Origin of the sequence: Chryseobacterium sp. PCH239 (assembly GCF_018924625.1) — a bacterium.
Lineage (GTDB): Bacteria > Bacteroidota > Bacteroidia > Flavobacteriales > Weeksellaceae > Chryseobacterium > Chryseobacterium cucumeris.
The window spans coordinates 4,376,499-4,398,632 of sequence record NZ_CP073027.1; the positions used below are offsets into that span (position 1 = coordinate 4,376,499).

Genomic DNA, 22,134 nt, shown 5'->3' on the forward strand with positions numbered 1-22,134 from the left:
CTTTTACTTCTTACCCTCTTATCCATTTCCAAAGCTCTTTTAATGTAGCTTTATTTCCGTACATCAAAATACCTACACGGTAGATTTTTCCGGCTAGGAAAATCATAAAAATAGTAGTTACCAGCAATAATGTAATAGACAATGCAATCTGCCATGCAGGAACTCCAAAAGGAATTCTGGCAATCATTGCAACTGGTGAAGTAAACGGGATGATGGATAGCCAGAAACCTAAAGGACCTTCCGGATTATTCATCAATGTGAAACTCCCATACATTCCTAATGTTAATGGTAAAATAGCAAATAAAGTAAATTGCTGTGTTTCTGTTTCGTTATCCACTGCTGAACCAATGGCTGCATAAATAGAACTATAGAAGATATATCCTAAAAGGAAAAATACGATGAATACAAAGATGATTAACGGAAAATTCAGCTCCAGTAGACTATGTGAAATCTGAGTAGCAAGCTGCCCCATATCCAGTTTGCTTGTAATCTCTTCATTACCTCCCGGAATATTTTTCTGAAGAGGAGAAAAGCCTGTATTGAGTACCAGTGCACCAATAACAGACATGGTAATCCAGATCAGAAACTGGGTCAGTGCAACCATGGTTACTCCCAGAATTTTACCCATCATCAGTTCAAAAGGTTTTACAGAAGAAATAATGATCTCTACAACACGATTATTTTTCTCTTCAAGAACACTTCTCATTACTCTTACCCCATAAATAATAATGAACATAAAAGTAACATACATCAGTACCATACTTAATCCGGATTTCACCCCAAAAGCAAGATCAGAATCCTCTTTATTATTATCCGTAACGTTGATGGTCTTTAAGGTAAAATTTTTATCAAGATTATTTAATTGTATTTCCTGAATACCCAGTTGCTTTATTTTTTCTTTTCGAACAACATTGCTGATATCAGATACAATTTGTTGTTTGGTATCAAATCCTATTTTACTGTTGATAATCAGTCTGGTTTCCTTTTCAAGTTCATCAAAATTCTGGTTTTTCAGCTGTGGAAGAATCAGGATGCCATCGAGAGATTCATTCCCTTTTAGATTGTTAATCTTGGACTTCTCATCAGCCGCAGAAACAAAAACGTAATTTAATTTATCATTAGATCGAAGCTGATTGGTAAACAATCCGCTCTTATCAACAACTTCTATAATACTATGTGACTCATTCGCTTTAAACATTAATCCTACAATTGCTCCGAAAGCAATAATCATAACAGGGGCAAGCAGCGTCAATATGATGAAAGACTTTTTCTTAACCTGGGTAAGAAACTCTCTCTTGGTAATTAAAAAAATATTATTCATAAAATTAAGAATGGTTACTTACAGCATTAATAAACACTTCATTCATACTTGGTATTCTTTCGTCGAATGATCTCACTTTACCTACCAGTACAAGATCAAGAAGAACATTATTCTGGCTCTCCTCATTTTTCAGGTCAAAAGAAACAAGATTGTTTTCATTGGATAAATTGAAGATCTCATATTTGTTTCTGAAATTTTCAAACTGATCATTGCTTACTTCAGAAAGCGTAATCCCAAAAATATTTTTCTTGAATCTTTCCCTTACGTCAAAAACCCTTCCGTCAATAATCTTCTTTGAATTGTTGATCAACGCAACATAATCACACATTTCTTCCACACTTTCCATTCTGTGGGTAGAAAGAATGATGGTCGTTCCGTTATTTTTAAGATCAATGATCTGATCTTTGATTAAATTGGCATTCACAGGATCGAAACCTGAAAAAGGTTCATCAAGAATCAATAAATGGGGCCTGTGAAGAACAGTAACTACAAACTGGATTTTTTGTGCCATACCTTTAGAAAGTTCAGAAAGCTTCTTCTTCCACCATTGGTCGATGTTCAGCTTTTCAAACCATTTTTTGGCTTCATTCAAGGCATCACTTTTTTTCATTCCTTTCAGTTCCCCAAAATAGAGAATCTGGTCACCCACAGTCATATTTTTGTACAGTCCTCTTTCTTCAGGCATATAGCCAATATCTTTAATATGACTTGGATTAAGCTTTTGGCCATTGATATGGATTTCTCCAGAATCTGCCTGAGTAATTTGGTTAATGATACGGATAAAAGAAGTTTTTCCGGCTCCGTTAGGACCTAAAAGGCCATAAATACTGCCTTTTGGAACATGGATGCTGAAATCATCCAGGGCGACCTTTTTTCCTGCATTATAGGTCTTTTTAATATGTTCAGCTTTTAGCATTAAGTTGTTCTTTTTACTATTAGTATGAAAAAGTCCCGAAAGTTACGGAAATATTAAAACAGAATTAATGTAAAAAGAAAAAATCCTGATGATTATCAGGATTTTAATTTATTGTTTCACGATTTGAGTAACTTTCTGTGTGTTGTCACTTAAAATATACCGGATCATATATTTTCCGGGCTTTAATTTTTCAATATTAATCTCTCCGGAATTCATATTTACGGTATAACTAGCAACCTGCATACCCAAAATAGAATAAAAAGTCACACTTTTGATTCTTAAAGAAGAATCTTTTGCCTTAATGATAAGGAAATCCTTTGCAGGATTTGGATAGGCAAGCAATACACCATCATCTGCTTTTTGAGTGATGGAACCCGGCTCTCTAAGCTGAGCTTTGAAATTGTTGGAAAATCCAACAAAAGTGCCTACAAATAGAAATAAAAGTAAAAGTTTTTTCATCAAATTTATAATTTCTCGAATATATATAACAAATGTAATACATTCTGCAATCTCGTACAATAGTTTTTTACAGAACTTATATTAAATTTGTAGAAACTTATTCAAAAAGTATTCCAAAATGATACATTCAAGAAATAGAAGACTTAGAGTTAATGAATCTATCAGAAGTCTGGTAAGAGAAAATGTGCTTACAACTGATGATTTTGTAATGCCGATCTTCGTAATGGAGGGCGAAAACAAGCAGGAGGCAATCCCGTCTATGCCGGGAATTTTCAGGCGCAGTATAGATTTAACGGTGAAGGAATGTAAGGAATTATTTTCTTTGGGGGTAAAAGCTGTCAATTTGTATATGAAAGTGTCAGAACATCTGAAAGACAATACAGGAAAAGAAGCCTGGAACAAAGACGGATTGATGCAGAATACGATCAAAGCCATTAAAGATGCCGTTCCTGGAATGATTGTAATGCCGGATGTAGCCTTAGATCCTTATTCAATCTATGGACACGACGGGATCATTGAAAATGGAAAAGTTGTAAATGACGCTACCAATGATGCACTCGCAAGAATGTCAGTATCTCACGCAGAAGCAGGAGCCGATCTTGTGGCGCCAAGTGATATGATGGATGGCAGAGTAATGGTCATTCGTGAAGCTTTGGAAGAAAGCGGATTTACAGATGTAGGAATTGTAAGCTATGCTGCGAAATATGCAAGTTCTTTCTATGGCCCTTTCAGAAGTGCTTTAGACAGTGCTCCGAAAGATGATATGGAAATTCCGAAAGATAAAAAAACATATCAGATGGATTTCCACAACTCACGCGAAGCCTTGAATGAAGTATTTAAAGATATAGATGAAGGAGCAGATGTAATTATGATTAAACCGGGACTTCCTTACCTGGATATCGTTTCCAAAGTACGTGAAGCCATTGATCTTCCGATTGCAGTATACAATGTAAGTGGAGAATATGCCATGGTAAAAGCAGCTGCTCAAAACGGCTGGCTGGATAACGACAAAACGATCATTGAAAGTTTGACTTGTTTTAAAAGAGCAGGAGCAGATATGATCTTTACTTATTTTGCAAAAGAAGCAGCTATTCTTTTAAATAAATAATGATTAAATTCATTCAGATAAAAAAGAGACTACTCAATCGGTAGTCTCTTTTTATTTCTAACGAAGTAATAATAATTTTACAACCATCCTTTTTTCCCATACACATACGTATCATCGAATTGTTTATCGCTCATAAAAAGATATAAAATACCTTCGATAAAAGGAATAACAGAGGCAGCACCAAAAGTAACGACATTCAGAACCAACTGAATAATTCCCTCCTTTGTATATCCAAGATAAAATTTATTTAAAGCCAGCCATCCCACAAGAATTCCCAATATAGCTGCAGGGATTTTCTTTTCTGAACGGTAGGGAACATTGCTTTGCTGGTTTTGTACATTTTCTGTTTTTGTATAACCGTAATTTTCCATTTCTTACTATTTATAATTGATTGATGTTTTACGATAAGTAGATTAAAGTAGTGAAAAGTTACAATGGGTTGTAAATGAACAAGTTTGCATTTAACGTAAACAAGTTGATATTAACCTATAAGTGAAGTTTATATTTTTGATATATTTGCCCTATGATTTTACGAGGAGAAAACTTAATCAAGGAATACGGTCCTAAAAAAGTTGTAAAAGGCGTTTCTGTACAGGTTCAACAGGGAGAAATTGTTGGTTTGCTGGGTCCGAATGGAGCAGGGAAAACCACATCGTTTTATATGATTGTAGGGTTGGTTAAGCCCACTTCAGGAAAAATTTTTCTGGATAAGCAGGAGATTACCACCGATGCTATGTACCGAAGAGCCCAGAAGGGAATCGGGTATCTTGCTCAGGAAGCCTCGGTTTTTAGAAAACTATCTGTAGAGGAAAATATCATGGGCGTATTACAGCTGACGAAGCTTTCAAAACGTGAACAGCAGATCAAATGTGATGAACTGATTGAAGAGTTTTCTTTACAGCACGTTCGTAAAAACAGAGGAGACCTTCTTTCCGGGGGAGAAAGACGTAGAACCGAGATTGCACGCTGTCTTGCCACAAGCCCGAACTTCATTCTTCTGGATGAGCCTTTCGCAGGGGTAGACCCGATTGCCGTAGAAGATATTCAGAAAATCGTAAGAAGTCTTGTGGATAAAAATATCGGAATTCTGATTACCGACCACAACGTGCAGCAAACCCTGGCGATTACAAACAAAACCTATATTATGTTTGAAGGAAAGATCCTGAAAGAAGGACTTCCGGAAGATCTTGCCAATGATCCGCAGGTAAGAGAAGCCTATCTGGGTGAAAACTTCGTTTATCAGAGTATTTTAGATAAACCTAAAAAGAAGAAATATGCTTACAATATCTGGGCAGGTAACTTTGATTCCAAAGCACAGCTGCAGGGATTTGTCAATGAAAATTTCAGTCAGTTTGATGATCTTAGATTGTTACATGGCTTTGAAGAAGTCAGCTTTGCTACCTTAGCAAATTCTGAAATTGAACATATTTTTAATGATGTAGTGGATAAAAATGCCAACAACTCATTTGTTTTGCAGAAAAAGGAAATCAATTCCCAATATTCTCTGGAACAGGCAGAAGCAGAGTCTAAAGAAGCCAGCAGAAAAGAGCTGCACTACCTTACAACTTATGTATTTGAAGGATAAAATATAAGCATTCACTTGCTGAACATGATAATAAAACGTACCTTTTTCTTTTGAAAGCGGTACGTTTTTCATTTAAAATGATTTCTATGGCTAAACCTTTTAACAGAACCGTTACCTTATTCGGAATCTATAAACAACTTGTTCCATTCATCAGACCTTATCGTCCCATGATTTACGGAACACTGTTTCTTACTTTTCTGGGAGCTCTTGCAGCACAGGTGAACCCGATTGTTTTGAAATATACCGTAGATGAGGTGACTAAACTTACACATCTTCCACATCCGATGTCGGAGGGAATTCATATTCTCATTATTATTTCCATTATTTTACTGGGAAAAGAACTGTTAAACATCTTTATCAACTTCGGCCAGAAATTTTATGGCGAAAAAATCAGGATTAATGTGAGCTCCGTGCTGGCACAATCAGCCATTGATAAGATTTTAACCTACAGAGTCGCTTATTTTAATGATGAAAACCATGAATCCGGAAAATTACAGATCAGAATAGACCGCGGAATAGAAAGTCTTACCAGATTGGTTCAGAACTTTTTTATTGATATCCTTCCTCTTTTTTCCAATGCCATTATTGCCCTGATCATTATGTATATGCAGAATGTGTATGTGGGACTGGTTTCTACGATTATTGTTCCGATCTATTTCTACATCAGCTCCCTGCAGGCCAAAAAACTGGGCGGAGTGAGACGCCAGCTTAGGAATCAGAGAGAAAAAAAGACCTCCGGACTTTTGAACCTGATCAATTCTATTATGGTTATTAAAAGCTTTGTCCGTGAAAAATTTGAAGGGAAAAAACAATATGACCTTCAGATGGAGCTGATGGAAAGCCAGATGATCACAAGGAGAACCAATTTTATTTATGATGGTTTAAAAACTTTTATTGAGCAGTTCGGCGTTGTTTTGATTATCCTTTTAACCGTTTATCTTGTACTTGACCAGCAAATGACCATTGGAGCAATTATGCTTCATATTATGCTTTTCAACAATGTTTCGGCACCGATCCGGCAGCTTCACAGGATTTATGATGATATGAACGATGCCATGATCTATGCTGAAGGGTATTTCGATATTTTAAATGCAGATCATGAAACAGAATCCAACGGAAGCTTTGTAGAAAAAGAAATCAAAGGAACTTTTGAATTGAAAAATGTGGATTTCACCTATCCCAATGGTACGAAAGCTTTACATAATGTTTCCATGAAAATTGAAAACGGAAAGACGACAGCTTTGGTAGGATTGAGCGGTGCAGGAAAATCAACGGTGATCAATCTTTTGTGTAAATTCTATCTTCCTGATTCCGGGGAGATTCTTTTGGATGGAGTCAACCTTAATGAATATGAAAATACTTTCCTGAGAAGTGATCTGGGGCTAGTACTTCAGAAAAATCATATCTTTCAGGGAAGCATAGAAGATAATATCCGTTACGGCGATATGAATGCCGGTTTTGAAAAAATTCAGGAGGCTGCAAAAAAAGCTTATCTGCACGATCAGATCATGGATCTTCCTGAAAAATACCAGCATGATGCCACTCAGCTTTCAGGAGGACAGCAGCAGAGAATTGCCATTGCCAGACTGTTCCTTAAAAATCCACCGATTATTTTTCTGGATGAACCAACAGCCAGTCTGGATGCCATTGCTACAGAACAGATCAAAAATTCTCTGGATGCTATTAAAGAAGGAAGAACGGTGATCATTATTTCCCATTCTCTTTCACAGATTCTGGATTCCGATACCATTTATGTGATGAAAAAAGGCAGAGTGGTTGAAAATGGAACTCATGATGAATTGTACAATAAAGAAGGAACATACCGTGAGATTTTTGATGCCTCTGCCCGTAGTCTTAATCTCGATAAACTGGTGAATACTTTTAAAGAAAATTAAAGTCAAAAAGCCCTCTCATTTATAAGTAATACCTCAAAAAAGAATTTTAGCTTTGTTCCATCATGAACGATCACTATTTAAAAAAGCTCGATAGGGTAACAGCTATCCTTACCCAGTTGCAGTCGAAACCTGTTGTACGCGCTCAGGATCTGGCTGAAAAGTTTGATGTAAGTATCAGAACTATTTACCGTGATGTAAAAACCCTGGAAAATGCCGGTATTCCTATTGTGGGAGAAGCTGGAAACGGCTATTCTTTAATGGAAGGCTATAAGCTTCCTCCGATTATGTTCACCAAAGAAGAAGTGTTAAGTTTCATTACCGCTGAAAAGCTGATGCAGAAATTTTCCCATCAAAGTCTGGGGAATCATTATCAGGCTGCGATGGAAAAAGTACGTTCTGTACTGAAATATTCTGATAAAAATCTGATTAAGAATATTGAAAAGCAAATAGATGTTTTCAGTTTTCATACAGATTCCGGAGATTCACTGAAAAACGTAATTCCTATTATCCTGGAAAGTATTGCGGAGAAAACCCAGCTCAATATCAGATATAAGACGGTAGATGGAAGAGTGAATAACAGAACCATTGAAACAGTCGGGATGTTTTTTGAATTTAATATCTGGTACATCATGGCATACTGTACCCTGAGGAAAGATTTCAGACAGTTTCGTATCGACAGAATTCTGGAAATCTCAAAAACACAGAATCCTTTCCTGCAGGAATACGGACAGGTAAATGATTACCGTAAAAAGTCAAATGGAAATAAAGTTAAAGCCAAACTTCTGGTTGACAAAAAGATCATGAATCATTTGGTAAATTCTAAAAAATACTATGGATTGATAGAAGAAGTAGAAACCGAACGGGGGATGGAACTCACTTTTGAAACAGAATGGATCAGTGATGGATTTCCCCGCTGGCTCATTACTTTTGCAGATTATGCTACCGTTCTGGAGCCGGAAAGTCTTCGCATCCGTTTGAATGAACTGCTTGTAAAAATGGTTGAAAGACATCAATAATAAAACCCCAACAAGACTGTTGAGGTTTAAAGACTTAATTGAGGCAAATAAATGAAATGGTTTAAGGAAAAGGCAGAACTGCAAAAAAGTCAATTTGTTGTGTCGCAAAAAAAGATATAAGTTTTGGTTACCCTTTCTGCAATTTTACCTTCTCAGTGCATTAAAATCTCTCCCAGAAGAAAGGGGGTTCAATTCCTAAAGCTCTCAGATAAACGTATCCTTGTCCACGGTGATGAACTTCATTATCTACAAAATAAAGAATGTTCTGATATACCGGAAATTCATATTGTCCGAATAAATTGAAAGTCTCCTGAAAACGTTCTTCAGAAATCTGATTGAAATAATGGTTGATCACTTCCGTTTCTTCATCCCATTTTTTCAAAATTTCTTCCTTGGTTTTCGGATTAAAAGCTTCTTCACTATAAGCTTCCATATTTCCTTCCACAATTCCTTTTAAAGCAGGCCCGCCAATGCTGATCAGTTCTACTGCCAGTTTTGCAAATGGTCTCATTCCGCCTACAGAAAATTCAAATAGCTCTTTTTCAGGAAAAGATTCAATCACTCTTCTTGTAAGATTTCTGTGTCCTTGCCAATCTTCTAATAGCTGTTCAGATGTCATGAATTGTTTCGTAGCTGTTGCTGTAGTTGTCATAATGTATTTGGTTTGTTTGTTGTTGATACAAAGGTAAGAGAGAGTTATGACAACAGTTTGTCAGTAGGATTTCGTATAATAAAAAAATATTTTTTTTTCTTAAAATATTGATCCCTACTTTTGCGTTAGAAGAAAAGTATATTAATAAAAAACCGCCATTATTAGAATTATGAAGAAGTATATTTTGCCTGTTATTACTGCTTTTTTATTAGTATCATGCAATAAGATAGAGGAAAAAATAGATCAGACCGTTCAGAAAACAACTGAAACTGTACAGCAAAAAACACAACAGGTGGTGGAAGAAACCGTAAAGAAGACGGTCAATGAATCTATCAATTCTTTAACCAACTCTGAGGATGTTAAGTTTAATACTGTTTTCCCAAGTACTGGAGCATCTATTGTTTCTGAAGAAAAAGGAAAGAAAATCAAAATTCCCGGAAGGCCTGAAGGATATATTTTTAAATATAAAGCAGATATTACAGTTTTACTTCCGTTTTTAGAAAGCCAGCCTACTTCTGATGAAAATAAATCTGATAAAACTGCCCGTAAGATCGATGGCCAGAATATCATTGATAAAATAAGTTTTATATCGAAATTTCTTCCTGACAATACTTTTGATACCCGTATTCTGGAAGATATTAAATCTGATAAAAACATTCAGTATTATAAACTGAAAAGATTTCCGAACAGTAGTACTATTATCTACAACCCAAAAAATCAGACCATCATACAATACGTAGAGGTAAATAAATAATTTGGATATGGCCGGTTTCTCCCGGCCATTTTTTATTTTCATTCATTTTTCAGTCATTGAGAGCTATAGCGAACCCATCTCAACCCATTGAAAATTACGTTTCAGAACGAATAAAATCATGTTTATTTCTGATGTTAGCTAATTAATTTTTTTATGCAAATGTGACATTAATGATTTATTTTTTTTCATGTTATTAATAAATCAATTTACGTTTCGTGTATTAATTTATGATTTAATGAAATGGCATAGTTTTCGTAAATATTAAATAAGATTGTTATTAAATTTTTTATTTTTGTGTTTAATGTTGATTTTTTCACTAGTTTTATTGAATAATTAACAATTAACATGAAGGAAAATTTATTTAATAGAAAAATCTATGTCTTAGTATTAAGCGGAGCTGGTGTTATGGGATATGCTCAGGACAGCATAAAACAAAATAAAATAGATGAAGTGGTGGTTACTACGGGTAGAACAAAGCCCAGAACCATCATTACCTCAGCAATTCCTATTGATAATATTTCCGCCGTACAATTAAAATCCACAGGTCAGGTTACTTTTGACAAAGCTTTAACCTATGCTGTTCCCTCTTTTAATTCATCACAACAAACTGTTTCTGATGCGACAGCTCACTTTGATCCGGCAGATTTAAGAGGATTAGGACCTTCCAGAACCTTGGTTTTGGTGAATGGTAAAAGAAAAAATCAAAGTGCTTTAATTTATGTAAACGATACGCCGGGAAAAGGTGAAGTAGGTACAGATCTGAAAAGTATTCCTTCAGCAGCCTTACAAAACGTAGAGGTCCTGAGGGATGGAGCGTCTGCACAATACGGATCTGATGCTATTGCAGGGGTCATTAATATTATTCTTAAGAACAGTGTAGGGAAAAGCACTGTCAATGTTTTTTCAGGTATTACTTCAAAGGGAGACGGTTTTAATATCGGAGCAGATTTTAATACGGGAATCAAAGTAGCAAAAACAGGAAGTCTGAATCTTACATTCGGATTTTCCTCTCAAAATAAAACAAACCGCGCAGGTTCTGTTACAAAAGATGAACTTTTTGGCGTGGATAATGCCTGGACCCAGGCCAATCCCGGTTTAGGAATGATTATAGGGCAGCCGGAGACCAAAGTGGGCAATATGTTTGTGAATTTTGAATTGCCAACAGGTGAAACAGGCAAATTTTATGCTTTTGGGGGTACGACTTACAGAAATGGGACCAGTTTTGCTTTGTATAGAACACCTTATTGGGTAACTTCAGATTTTGGTTTATTAACTCCAAAAGGGCAACCTTACAACGGATTTCAACCGGAATTTAAAACAGATGTTTATGATTATAATTTAACTTCCGGATGGAAAGGTATGTTTGGAAAATGGAGTTTTGATGGAAGTGCAACCTTTGGTTCTAATGCCGTAGATTATGCTGTAGCAAATACCATTAATACTTCTTTAGGAGCAAATTCACCAACTTATTTTAAAGCAGGTGGGCACCAGTTCAGTAACATTATAGGAAACGTAGATATCAGCCGGGATTTTGGTGCGCTTGTTTTAGGAGCCGGAGCTGAAGTACGTAATGAAAATTATCAGGCAAAAGCAGGAGAAGAAGCATCTTATATAGGAAGTGGTGCAGAATCTTTTCCAGGACTGCAGCCTCAAAATGAAGTCAATAAAAACCGTCAGAATATCGGAGCTTATTTGAATGCGGAATGGGATGTTACGAAAAACTTATTAGTTGGAGGAACGGTGAGGTATGAAAATTTCAGTGATTTCGGAAATAATGTTTCATGGAAAGGAAATGCAAGGTATAAATTACTAGATGATAAATTGGTTTTCCGTGGATCTGTTTCTACTGGATTCCGTGCTCCTTCATTACACCAGATTTATTATTCTAATGTTCAAACCAAAATTACAGGGAATACGGTTGCTAATCAGGGTACTTTTAATAACGACTCTCAAATTATAAGATCTGACCTTGGGGTACCTAAATTAAATGCTGAAAAAGCCTTTAACATTACAGGAGGATTGGCCGTAAAACCTTTTAAAAACCTTACTATTACAGCAGATTATTATAGAATAAAAATTAAAGACAGGGTACTTTTCTCTGGAGATATTGGATACAAAACCGGTGCTCCGGGAAGTCCGGACCTAACAAACCCTGTAGAAGTAATATTAAACAATAATAAAATAACCTCTCTGAAGTTTTTCACCAATGCTGTGAATACGGTAACTGAAGGGGTAGATTTTGTAGCTAATTATTATACTTCTGCTATTGGCAAAGGAAAACTGGGAATTATTGCTGCTTTCAATTATAACGAAACTAAAATAGTAGATAATATTGCCGTTCCACCGATTTTGGCTCAAAATGGTTACTCAGAAAACTTTTTTGATAGAAAAGAACAATCCAGAATCATCTCTGCAAGACCAAAAACAAAAACGATTCTGAGTCTTTCGTATGACATTACCAAGTTTAATTTTAACCTTAATAATACATATTTTGGTTCGGTTACATGGCAGCATGCCACGGATCCTGCCAAAGATCAGACATTCTCTGGTAAAGTAGTTACAGACATCGTTTTAACCTATAAAATCACGAATGATCTTAAAGTTTCCGGAGTGGTAAATAATTTATTTAATATTTACCCGGACGTCATAGACAGCAAAGGAGATGTAGTGACAGATCTTGGAGGAAGATTCAAATATCCGTGGGAGGTCAACCAGTTTGGATTTAACGGAACCACTTTTCAGCTTAATGTTAATTACACTTTTTAATATATAAATAAATAATTAGTGCTTTAATATAGGCAAAGTAACCCCAAAAGATATAAAAGCCATCTACGCAAATACTAACTGACATTAATTTCTAATGTCAGTTTTATTTTTTAAGATAGAACAGGAAGTTATTACTACATTTTACTTTTTACATTGTATAAAAAAAGGTATTTTAGTACTATGAAAATTTATACAAAGACAGGAGATAAAGGTCAGACTGCATTGTATGGCGGAACAAGAGTTTCCAAAGCCAGTGCAAGAGTAGACAGTTATGGAAATATAGATGAGCTGAATTCATTCATCGGAATTGCAAAAAGCCATATCGAAGATGAAGAAGTGTTGAGACAGCTGAAGAAAATCCAGTTTGATTTATTCACTGTAGGTTCAGAGGCTGCAACCCCTGTGGATAAGCTGATGCTTGCCAACGGGAAATCACGTCTTCCGATTATTATTTCAGAAACAGAAATTGAAGAGCTGGAACAATGGATGGATGCTTTTGATGAAAAGCTGGAACCGCTTCAGTATTTTATCCTGCCAGGTGGAGGAAAACCGGCAACTTTTTTACACGCAGCAAGAACCATCTGCAGAAGAGCAGAACGTTCACTGGTATTTCTGAATGAATCAGAAGAAGTGCGTCCCGAATTGATTAAATATTTAAACAGGCTTTCAGATTATCTTTTTGTATTGGCCAGATATATTTCAAAACTGAACAATGAACCGGAAGAATACTGGAATCCGAATGAGAGATAAGGCATTACTTTTCATCAACGGTGATATTCCAAAATCATTACCCGATCCGGAAAATTATGGTTTGATTGCCTGTACAGACGGGGCTTTCCATTATTTAAAAAGAATGAGCTTTCCTTTGGATAAGCTGGATTTTATTTCCGGTGATTTTGATTCTCATTCCGGATCAGATGAAGATATGTATGAAGGGAAATTTATCCTTACGTTAGATCAGGAAAAAACAGATTTTCATAAAGCGTTGGAAATCATTCAGGAAAGAGGTTTTTCAGAAGTTGATGTTTTTGGAGGAAGTGGAGGCGAACAGGATCATTTTCTGGGAAATCTTACTGTTGCCTATGGATTCAAAGAGCAGATAAAAATAAAATTTTACGATGAATTTTCAGAGTATTATTTTATTCCCCATTATTTCACACTAAAAGGAGTTAAAAACAGAATGATCTCTCTTTATCCGTTTCCATCAGTGAATAATATCACAACAAAAGGTCTCAATTGGCCTTTGACCAATGAAAGTCTAAGCATCACTTCAAGAATAGGAACCCGGAATTTCGCTGTTGAAGATGAGGTTTCTATAGAGTATGAATCAGGGGATGTCTTGTTTTTTGTAGGGATCAAGGAGATTGAATATCCGGCAATTTATTAGAGTGATTATAATCAATAGAAATGGGCTTTACCCATTGTAAAAAAAGACTGTCATTAAACACAAATTACACCAATGTTTTTCACAAATGGCACTAATATCATATCCATAGGAACGGGCTTCAGCCCGTTTAATAAAAATACAAGAATCCATTGGCTTCAGCCAAAACTTATTAAAAACCATTGAATAAACTAATCAAAATATCAGTTTTTACCATTTCATTATGCTGTATTTTCTCATGCAGAACACAGCATTTTGAAACACCCGAATATGGAAAAAATGAAACTGAAAAAGTAATTCATATCAAGAAAGTAATTAATTTCCGTACGGTAGGAAATATCAAAAATGCAGATGGAAGAACTTTAAAAGAAGGAAAATTTTACCGGAGTGCCCATCTTCATAAGCTTAAAAAGAAATCTTTTGACGATTTTGAAAAACTCGGGATCAAAGAAATTATTGATCTTAGAAACTCAAAGGAAATTGCTGAAAAACCGGATCAGCTACCTTCAGAAACGGATTACAAAAAATATTCAGCGTTTGAAGATGAAGGAGATCAACTGGCTCAGGCCAAGAAGCTCGTTCTTAAAGGCAAAGTAAACGCTTCCGACGCAGATAAAAGAATGATTGATTTCTATCGTGAGTATGTGACAGAAAACCCGGAAACGATAAAAAAGATTATTACAGAAATTCTGGAGTCCAAAGATCCGATTCTTTACCACTGTACCGCAGGAAAAGACAGAACCGGAATTACCACCGCATTAATTCTTACCATTCTGAAATTTGATAAAGAGACTATTTACAACGAATATCTTTTATCCAATAATTACAGAAAAAATCTTGTTCAAAAAAGATTACGCCTTGCCAATACCTTACATTTCCTCTATCCTAAAATGGATTTACAGGTGCTGGAAAAATTGAGTTGGGTAGAAAAAAGATATCTTGATGCAGCTTTTGAGGAGATCAATAAAAAGTATGGTTCTACAGATGGCTATATTCAGCAGGTATTAGGGATTTCAGATGCCAAAAGGAATGAATATATTCAAAAGTTTACGTATTGATTATCAGAGATAAATTTCTACAAGATTCAATATTGGGTGTTTATTTAAAATTATAATAATTTTAACACCTAAAAATGAAAGTTTTTTAGCAATTTTGCATTTCTTAATTCACTTGTTTAGAAATGAAAATAAAGTACTCGGAACTTATTGATCAGACATTATATTTTCCTACGGAGGAATTTAATGTTTCTGAGAACAATTTGTTGTTTCACGACGTTCCACTCATGGACGTAGTTGAACAATTTGGCACTCCGCTAAAGATTAGCTATCTGCCGAGAATTTCTCAAAATATTCAGAAAGCAAAAAGCTGGTTTAAAGAAGCTTTTGAAAAAACCGAATATAGAAAGAATTATACCTACTGCTACTGCACAAAATCCAGTCATTTTAATTTTGTATTGGAAGAAGCATTGAAAAATGATATTTCAATAGAAACTTCTTCTGCTTATGATATGGATATTGTAAAGTCTCTTTATGAAAAAGAGAAAGTAGATAAAAATATTGAAGTTATCTGTAATGGTTTCAAAACTGATGATTATTTGGCAAAGATTTCAGATATGATCAACAGCGGTTTTGAAAATATTACTCCGATTCTTGATAATTACAGAGAATTGGATAAACTTACGGAAAGCATCGATTCTACCTTTAATATCGGAATCAGAATTGCATCAGAGGAAGAACCGAAGTTCGAATTCTATACCTCAAGACTAGGAATCGGATATAAAGATATCATTCCTTACTATAGTCAGAAGATCGCAGAACATCCGAATGCAAGATTGAAAATGCTTCACTTCTTCATCAATACCGGGATTAAAGATACTTCTTACTACTGGAATGAATTGTACAAATGTCTTCGTGTATATGCACGTTTGAAGAAAATCGCTCCTGAAGTAGATTCATTGAACATCGGAGGTGGTTTCCCAATCAAAACTTCTTTGAACTTTGATTATGACTATCAGTATATGGTAGAAGAAATCGTTTCTCAGATCAAAAAATTCTGTGAAGAAGAAGGGGTGGAAGAACCTAATATCTATACTGAGTTCGGAAGCTTTACCGTAGGGGAAAGTGGAGCAAATCTTTATAAAATTATTTCTCAGAAACGTCAGAACGACAGAGAAAAATGGAATATGATTGACTCTTCTTTCATGACCACTCTTCCTGATACATGGGCAATTTCAAGACACTTTATTATGCTTCCGCTTAACCGTTGGGAAGATACGTATGAAAGAGTATTCCTTGGAGGACTGACTTGTGACTCGGATGATTATTATAACTCAGAACAGCATACCAACGCAATTTATTTACCGGTCTTCAGTGATACAAAACCTCTGTATATCGGATTTTTCCACACTGGAGCGTATCAGGAAACCATCGGAGGATATGGTGGAGTACACCACTGTCTGATGCCTCAGCCAAGACACGTCCTGATTCAGAAAGATGAAAACGGTGAATTGCAATACGAAATTTTCCGTGAAAAACAGGAACCTGAAGATGTATTGAAACTTCTTGGTTATAAATAATTTTACAATCATAGAAAAGTCAATTGGCTTTAACCAAAACTTATAGAAAACAAAAGCTCTCAGATTCTGAGAGCTTTTTTATCTAAAAATATTTTGAAATTTTGTCCAGTTCCAGATCTTCATAATCAGAAACTACTGTATCTGCTAACGTGTAATCCTGATTTTTAGAATGTGGACTTCTGTATGCGGCACAGAAAATTTTTGCTCTGTGAGCTGCCAGAATTCCGTTGGTAGAATCCTCAATCACCATACAGTTTTCAACAGGTTCTCCGGCCATTTCTGCCGCCAGTAAGAAAACTTCAGGATGAGGTTTTGATTCTTTTAAATCGGCGCCGCTAATCTTTCCACTGAAATATTGCTCCAGTCCGAATTTTTCAAAAACCATATTGATGGTTACCATCGTTGCAGAAGAAGCCAGAATCAGCTTGACTCCATTTTCGTGATAATGCTCGATCAGTTTTCTTACTCCCGGAATTAAGTCAAACTCATCATCATTATCAAAATAATCTTTGAAATGAGATCTTTTGATTCCTGCAATGGCTTCATAAGTCTGATCTAAATTAAATTCATTAATCAATGTCTCAGAGACTCTTTTGGTGGAAGCACCAGTAAAAGAGGTGTAAAGCTCCTCGGAAACTACAATTTCCAGTTCGTCAAAAGTTTTGAAATAAGCTTTTCTATGTAATGGTTCCGTATCTACAATGACTCCATCCATATCGAAAAGTACAGCTTTTAAAGGCATATAATGAGTTTTATACAAAAATAGCTATTTGAGTCGAGAGTGGAAAGGGAAGAGGTAACAGATGATAGGTTTTAGGTAGAAGATAATATACTATGAGTGGTAAATTCTGATCCTCATAAACTCTCCTACACTCTTACTCTCCAACTCATAAACTCTTTGTATCTTTGTGGTCAATATTTCAATTTTAAAACATTAAAATTTTTAAATAAAGCATGAGAACATACGCAGGAATTCCCGAGGAAAACGCAACGTTAGAGAATTCGAAAGTAATGTTGGTAACTGTTCCTTATGATGGAACTTCAACATGGGGGAAAGGAGCTGATAAAGGTCCGGAATTATTCTTAAACGCTTCCGAAAACATGGAGCTTTACGATATTGAAACTCAAACAGAACCTTACTTACAGGGAGTTTACTTGGCAGGAGAAGTTTCTGAAAATTCTTCACCGGAAGCAATGACGGAAGCGGTTTATCAGAAAACAAAAGAACTTTTGAACAATGATGGTAAATTATTTACTCTTTTTGGAGGAGAGCACTCTGTTTCTATCGGTTCTATCCGTGCGATAGGAGAGAAGTTTGAAAACCTTACTGTTCTTCAGTTGGATGCTCACACAGATTTACGTCCTGAGTTCCACGGTTCTACTTCCAACCATGCTTGTGCAGTTTTTGAAGCGAATCAGAAGCATAATTTGGTACAGGTGGGAATCCGTTCTATGGATATTGAAGAAGCGCAATATTTACCTGAAGGAAGAGTATTCTTTGCTCACGAAATTGCCAACAACGAAAACTGGATCAATGATGTATTGGAGAAAGTATCAGGAAATGTTTATATCACAATAGATTTAGATGCTTTTGATCCTTCTATTGCTCCATCTACAGGAACTCCTGAGCCAGGTGGATTACAATGGTACCCAACTCTGGAATTATTAAGAAAAGTATTTGAAAAATGTAACGTAGTAGCATTTGACATTGTAGAATTGATGGATTCTCCAATGGCTAAGCCAACGGCTTTCCTTTCTGCGAAGTTATATTACAAAATGCTTGCTTACTACGATATTTATAACAACAACTAATATTCCGCAAGAATCGGATTTTTTCTGCCGTATATTCTTTGGAAATTTGTGAGGTAAAAACAATAATATGATGTCCACACAAAGTCAGATAGATTATAACAGAATTGCCAAGGCGATAGAATATATCCAGAGCAATTTCAGGCTTCAGCCAAGTTTGGAGGAAGTAGCAGAGAATATTCACTTGAGCCCGGCTCATTTTCAGAAGATCTTTACAGATTGGGCAGGAACAAGTCCGAAAAAATTTTTACAGTTCATCAGTCTTGAACATGCTAAAAATTTATTGAAGGAAGAAAAAGCAAGTTTGTTTGATACCGCTTATGAGACGGGCCTTTCCAGTACCAGCAGGCTTCATGACCTGTTTGTAAAGATTGAAGGAATGTCTCCGGCAGAATATAAAAACGGAGGAAAAAGCCTCAGTATTCATTACAGTTTTTCCGAAAGTCCTTTCGGGAATTTATTAGTAGCTTCTACAGAAAAAGGAATCTGCTATATGGCTTTTGAAGACGATAAAGAAAAAGCATTCGGGGAACTGAAGCAAAAGTTTCCCAATGCTTCTTTTATTGAAAAACAGGATACTCTTCAAAAGAATGCACTGTCCATATTCGATAAAGACTGGACAAAACTCAACACAATAAAACTACACTTAAAAGGTACCGATTTTCAGTTGAAAGTATGGGAAAGTCTATTGACCATTCCGATGGGAAAGCTGTCTACGTATGGCAGCCTGGCAGAAAAAATTGGGAATCCTAAAGCTTCCAGAGCTGTTGGAACGGCTATCGGAAGTAATCCGGTTGCATTTCTTATTCCATGTCACCGCGTGATTCAGTCTACAGGGCATCTGGGAGGTTACAGATGGGGAAGTGATAGGAAGCAGCTTATTGTAGGTTGGGAAGGATCCCATATTTACTCTTAAAATATTTTATCACAAAAGGCACAAAAGGAATCTACATTATTAAGTTTTGGCTAAAGCCAATGGATTAGATTATTTTTTTTAATGGGCTTAAGTTCTTTCCGATTGATATAAAATTCGTGTCATTTGTGAATAACATTGGTGCCATTTGTGTTTAATGAAAGAATCTTTTGTGACTTTTGCGGTTGAAAAATATTAAATTTAAATTTCGACTAAAGTCTGTTTCTATTGATATAAAATTCGTGTCATTTCTGAAAAAACATTGGTGTAATTTGTGTTTAATAATAAAAACATTTAATTAGAAAACTATGATGAGTCTCTTCGAAGAAATATCAGATTATCCACTGAATATCCTTCCCCATGATGGAACTGTTCATTATTACGGTAAGGTTTTCTCCAAAGAACAATCAGATTTTTACTATGATTATCTGCTCAGCCAGATTCCGTGGGAAAATGATGAAGCACTGATTTTTGGAAAATTAATTTTAACTAAAAGGAAAGTAGCCTGGTTTGGAGAAAAAGCTTTTGAATATACCTATTCGAAACGAACAAAATATGCCCAATTCTGGACTCCCCAATTACTGGAACTGAAGAAAAAATGTGAAGAAGTTTCGGGCGAAACCTACAATTCATGTCTGCTCAATTTATATCATGACGGAAGCGAAGGTATGGCTTACCACAGCGATGGGGAAACAGATCTGAAGAAACATGGAGCTATTGCCTCTTTAACCTTTGGAGCGGAAAGAAAATTTTTATTCAAACATAAAGCAACCAAAGAAAAGGCAGAAATATTCCTCGAAAACGGAAGTTTATTAATTATGAAAGGAACCACTCAGGACCACTGGCTTCATAGACTTCCACCCACTACAAAAGTGAAAACTCCAAGAGTCAACCTGACTTTCAGAACTATTGAAGAATAGTTTTTAAGAGAATATTTATCCACAATTTTTGTTTATTACCTTTATCAATAGAAGTGGGCTTTAGCCCACTTAAACAAAAAGAACAAAATCATCGGGCTTTAGCCAAAACCTAAAAACAAAAACTTCAACTCCTCAAAAATAAAAGAGCTGTTCAAACGAACAGCTCTTTCAATTTATTTTAAAACATCAGCTTCAATAGAGCTGTCGTTATATACTTTGATAAATGCCTTGGTGTAATCTTCTTTATTGGCAAAATTCGGGTTATCCATAAACTTTTGTGGATTGATGGCGAAAAGTGGGAACCACGTACTGCTGATCTGAATCTGGATTTTGTGTCCTTTTTTGAAGGTATGAACCACATCCTGAAGTCTGAAGTTTACAGCCGTCTTCTGGTTAGGAACCAAAGCTTCTCCCTTTTCTTTGGTATTTCTGAATCTTGCAGGCATGATCTCACTTCTTACCATCTGGTGATAGTTCCCATAGATAACACCTTCTTTCTTTTCTGCCGGCTTGAAATCTTCAGGATAAACATCAATTAATTTTACGGCAAAATCAGCATCTGTAGAAGTGGAAGCAATATTCAGTTTAGCCATAATCTCTCCGGCAAATGTAATATCATCAGTCAGTACATCGGTAGTAAAAGTTAATACATCTGGTCTTCCTACAGCAAATCTCTGATCTTCTGACATATAATTTTTTGGAGTGAATCCATTAAAATCTTTTAAGTGATCTGAACTCAATACAGGATTATTAGGATCACTGTAATATTCAGAATAGCCTTGTCCTGATGATTTTTTCAGGGTTTTATCAGCCAGATAAAAATTCACTTTCTGAGCATTTTTCGGTGGGTAAGAAGCAAATTCTTTCCATTCTTTAGCACCGGTATCATACATCAGCGCTTCAGGAAGTCCTGCATCTTCTTTGGTATTGCCTTTCAGGTAATGATTGAAAAATTTTGTTTCAATATTTTTTGGTAGTAAGTAGCAATACTATCTCCAAAATACGTTTCACTGTGGAAATGTTTTCCCTGCTCCTGAGACCAGCCGCCATGGGAAAAAGGTCCCATAACGATGGTGTTTTTAGCTTTAGGGCTTGTCTTTTCAATAGTTTTATAAATATTCAGAGGACCAGAAAGATCTTCTGCATCAAACCATCCTCCGACAGTCATTACAGCGTGGTTAATATTCTTCAGGTGAGGAAGAAGACCTCTTTTCTGCCAGAATTCATCGTAGTTGGTATGATTCATAATTTCTGTCATGAAGAAATTATTCTTGTAATATTTTTCATATCCATCTTTCAGCGTACCCATATCTCTGTAGAATTTCAAACCGTCTTCAGAAGTCTGTTTGATGAAAGAATCCATATACCATGCCTGCTTTTCCGGTTGTGTTTTCTGAACGCCAAAAACAGGAAATGTTCTGAAATAGCCTAGCATAAATCTTCCGTTGTGAAGGAAGTCGTCATTCCAGAAATCGGAAATCGGTGCCTGTGGCGAAGAGGCTACCAAAGCCGGATGCTGTGACAATGTTCCTACAGCAGTATAGAATCCCGGGTATGATGTTCCAAACTGGCCTACTTTACCATTGTTATCTTTCACATTTTTCAAAAGCCATTCGATGGTATCATACGTATCCGTACTTTCATCAACATCTTTTTTGGTTTTGCGCTCCACCTGTGGAGTCATATTGGTAAAAGTACCTTCACTCATATATCTTCCGCGCACATCCTGATACACGAAAATATACTTGTCTTTCATAAGGTAAGTGTTGGGCCCTACTTTTGTTTTATATTCACTCTCTCCGTACGGTGCAATGCTGTAACAGGTTCTCTGCATCAGGAACGGATATTTGTTTTTGTTCGATATATCTTTAGGGATATATACCGCTGTGAAAAGTTTCACACCATCACGCATTGGAATATAAAATTCTTTCTTGGTGAAATTGTCTTTAACGAAGGTATCTTTCTGTTCCGTTTTCTGAGCTTTTCCAAGAATGAAAAAAAGAATACATAATACTGAAATATGGATTTTCATAAAAAAAATTTACCGCTAATTTAAAAATA

The 22,134-nt window shown here is 35.7% G+C and carries 20 protein-coding genes and 1 pseudogene; 13 read left to right on the top strand and 8 right to left on the bottom strand.

Annotated features, from left to right (window positions below):
• Positions 1–10: 10 nt before the first annotated feature.
• The 3 genes from KBP46_RS20190 to KBP46_RS20200 form a co-directional block, all read right to left on the bottom strand.
• Entirely contained in the window at positions 11–1,321 is a 1,311-nt protein-coding gene (locus KBP46_RS20190; protein ID WP_216444009.1) for an ABC transporter permease, read from the bottom strand.
• Positions 1,322–1,325: 4 nt separating this feature from the next.
• The gene (locus KBP46_RS20195) at positions 1,326–2,237 is read right to left on the bottom strand and encodes an ABC transporter ATP-binding protein (protein ID WP_216444010.1); all 912 of its coding nucleotides are present in this window, start codon (positions 2,235–2,237) and stop codon (positions 1,326–1,328) included.
• Positions 2,238–2,345: 108 nt separating this feature from the next.
• Positions 2,346–2,696: a T9SS type A sorting domain-containing protein gene (locus KBP46_RS20200; protein WP_034699180.1), complete on the bottom strand. Its 351-nt coding sequence runs from the start codon at positions 2,694–2,696 to the stop codon at positions 2,346–2,348.
• Positions 2,697–2,814: 118 nt separating this feature from the next.
• Here KBP46_RS20200 and hemB point away from each other — a divergent pair, with 118 nt between their 5' ends.
• The gene (hemB, locus tag KBP46_RS20205) at positions 2,815–3,804 is read left to right on the top strand and encodes a porphobilinogen synthase (protein ID WP_062674069.1); all 990 of its coding nucleotides are present in this window, start codon (positions 2,815–2,817) and stop codon (positions 3,802–3,804) included.
• Between the two features lie 77 nt (positions 3,805–3,881).
• On the opposite strand, the gene KBP46_RS20210 is transcribed toward hemB, so the two are convergent.
• The gene (locus KBP46_RS20210) at positions 3,882–4,175 is read right to left on the bottom strand and encodes a TM2 domain-containing protein (RefSeq protein WP_120232045.1); all 294 of its coding nucleotides are present in this window, start codon (positions 4,173–4,175) and stop codon (positions 3,882–3,884) included.
• 152 nt (positions 4,176–4,327) lie between these two features.
• Here KBP46_RS20210 and lptB point away from each other — a divergent pair.
• The 3 genes and pseudogenes from lptB to KBP46_RS20225 all read left to right on the top strand — a co-directional run.
• Positions 4,328–5,053: pseudogene (lptB, locus tag KBP46_RS20215) on the top strand (LPS export ABC transporter ATP-binding protein); the annotation flags it as partial.
• A 422-nt stretch (positions 5,054–5,475) separates the two neighbouring features.
• Positions 5,476–7,284 (top strand): ABC transporter ATP-binding protein, encoded by a 1,809-nt coding sequence (locus KBP46_RS20220; protein ID WP_353955296.1) that lies wholly within the window; start codon positions 5,476–5,478, stop codon positions 7,282–7,284.
• A gap of 62 nt (positions 7,285–7,346) precedes the next feature.
• Positions 7,347–8,300 (top strand): YafY family protein, encoded by a 954-nt coding sequence (locus tag KBP46_RS20225; RefSeq protein WP_062674073.1) that lies wholly within the window; start codon positions 7,347–7,349, stop codon positions 8,298–8,300.
• A gap of 160 nt (positions 8,301–8,460) precedes the next feature.
• Here KBP46_RS20225 and KBP46_RS20230 read toward each other — a convergent pair whose 3' ends face one another.
• Positions 8,461–8,952 (bottom strand): DinB family protein, encoded by a 492-nt coding sequence (locus KBP46_RS20230; protein WP_062674075.1) that lies wholly within the window; start codon positions 8,950–8,952, stop codon positions 8,461–8,463.
• Between the two features lie 169 nt (positions 8,953–9,121).
• On the opposite strand from KBP46_RS20230, the gene KBP46_RS20235 reads away from it, so the two are divergent.
• From KBP46_RS20235 to KBP46_RS20260, 6 genes are all read left to right on the top strand, one after another.
• The gene (locus KBP46_RS20235) at positions 9,122–9,706 is read left to right on the top strand and encodes a hypothetical protein (protein ID WP_216444011.1); all 585 of its coding nucleotides are present in this window, start codon (positions 9,122–9,124) and stop codon (positions 9,704–9,706) included.
• A 345-nt stretch (positions 9,707–10,051) separates the two neighbouring features.
• Complete coding sequence (locus tag KBP46_RS20240) at positions 10,052–12,472, top strand: TonB-dependent siderophore receptor (RefSeq protein WP_216444012.1); 2,421 nt, start codon at positions 10,052–10,054, stop codon at positions 12,470–12,472.
• A 180-nt stretch (positions 12,473–12,652) separates the two neighbouring features.
• The gene (locus KBP46_RS20245; protein ID WP_041461407.1) at positions 12,653–13,222 is read left to right on the top strand and encodes a cob(I)yrinic acid a,c-diamide adenosyltransferase; all 570 of its coding nucleotides are present in this window, start codon (positions 12,653–12,655) and stop codon (positions 13,220–13,222) included.
• Positions 13,212–13,859: a thiamine diphosphokinase gene (locus tag KBP46_RS20250; RefSeq protein WP_216445509.1), complete on the top strand. Its 648-nt coding sequence runs from the start codon at positions 13,212–13,214 to the stop codon at positions 13,857–13,859. The genes KBP46_RS20245 and KBP46_RS20250 overlap by 11 nt, the downstream gene beginning before the upstream one ends.
• Positions 13,860–14,038: 179 nt before the next feature.
• Positions 14,039–14,914, top strand: coding sequence for a tyrosine-protein phosphatase (locus tag KBP46_RS20255; RefSeq protein WP_216444013.1), 876 nt, complete (start codon positions 14,039–14,041; stop codon positions 14,912–14,914).
• 122 nt (positions 14,915–15,036) lie between these two features.
• Positions 15,037–16,431: an arginine decarboxylase gene (locus KBP46_RS20260; RefSeq protein WP_062674083.1), complete on the top strand. Its 1,395-nt coding sequence runs from the start codon at positions 15,037–15,039 to the stop codon at positions 16,429–16,431.
• 82 nt (positions 16,432–16,513) lie between these two features.
• On the opposite strand, the gene KBP46_RS20265 is transcribed toward KBP46_RS20260, so the two are convergent.
• Complete coding sequence (locus KBP46_RS20265; RefSeq protein ID WP_120232041.1) at positions 16,514–17,173, bottom strand: HAD family phosphatase; 660 nt, start codon at positions 17,171–17,173, stop codon at positions 16,514–16,516.
• 212 nt (positions 17,174–17,385) lie between these two features.
• Here KBP46_RS20265 and speB point away from each other — a divergent pair, with 212 nt between their 5' ends.
• The 3 genes from speB to KBP46_RS20280 all read left to right on the top strand — a co-directional run bounded on the left by speB (position 17,386) and on the right by KBP46_RS20280 (position 20,073).
• Positions 17,386–18,243, top strand: coding sequence for an agmatinase (gene speB / locus KBP46_RS20270; RefSeq protein WP_123279304.1), 858 nt, complete (start codon positions 17,386–17,388; stop codon positions 18,241–18,243).
• 70 nt (positions 18,244–18,313) lie between these two features.
• The gene (locus KBP46_RS20275; protein WP_123279305.1) at positions 18,314–19,156 is read left to right on the top strand and encodes a methylated-DNA--[protein]-cysteine S-methyltransferase; all 843 of its coding nucleotides are present in this window, start codon (positions 18,314–18,316) and stop codon (positions 19,154–19,156) included.
• A gap of 308 nt (positions 19,157–19,464) precedes the next feature.
• A complete protein-coding gene (locus KBP46_RS20280) occupies positions 19,465–20,073 on the top strand; it encodes an alpha-ketoglutarate-dependent dioxygenase AlkB (protein WP_123279536.1) in 609 nt (202 codons plus the stop codon).
• 173 nt (positions 20,074–20,246) lie between these two features.
• Here the strand turns inward: KBP46_RS20280 and KBP46_RS24165 are convergent, their stop codons facing one another.
• Both KBP46_RS24165 and KBP46_RS24170 read right to left on the bottom strand, forming a co-directional pair.
• Complete coding sequence (locus KBP46_RS24165) at positions 20,247–21,038, bottom strand: CocE/NonD family hydrolase (RefSeq protein WP_367397904.1); 792 nt, start codon at positions 21,036–21,038, stop codon at positions 20,247–20,249.
• Positions 21,008–22,105 carry a CocE/NonD family hydrolase gene (locus KBP46_RS24170; protein WP_367397886.1) on the bottom strand — a complete coding sequence of 366 codons (1,098 nt, stop codon included), beginning with the start codon at positions 22,103–22,105 and terminating at the stop codon, positions 21,008–21,010. The genes KBP46_RS24165 and KBP46_RS24170 overlap by 31 nt, the downstream gene beginning before the upstream one ends.
• Positions 22,106–22,134: the final 29 nt, after the last annotated feature.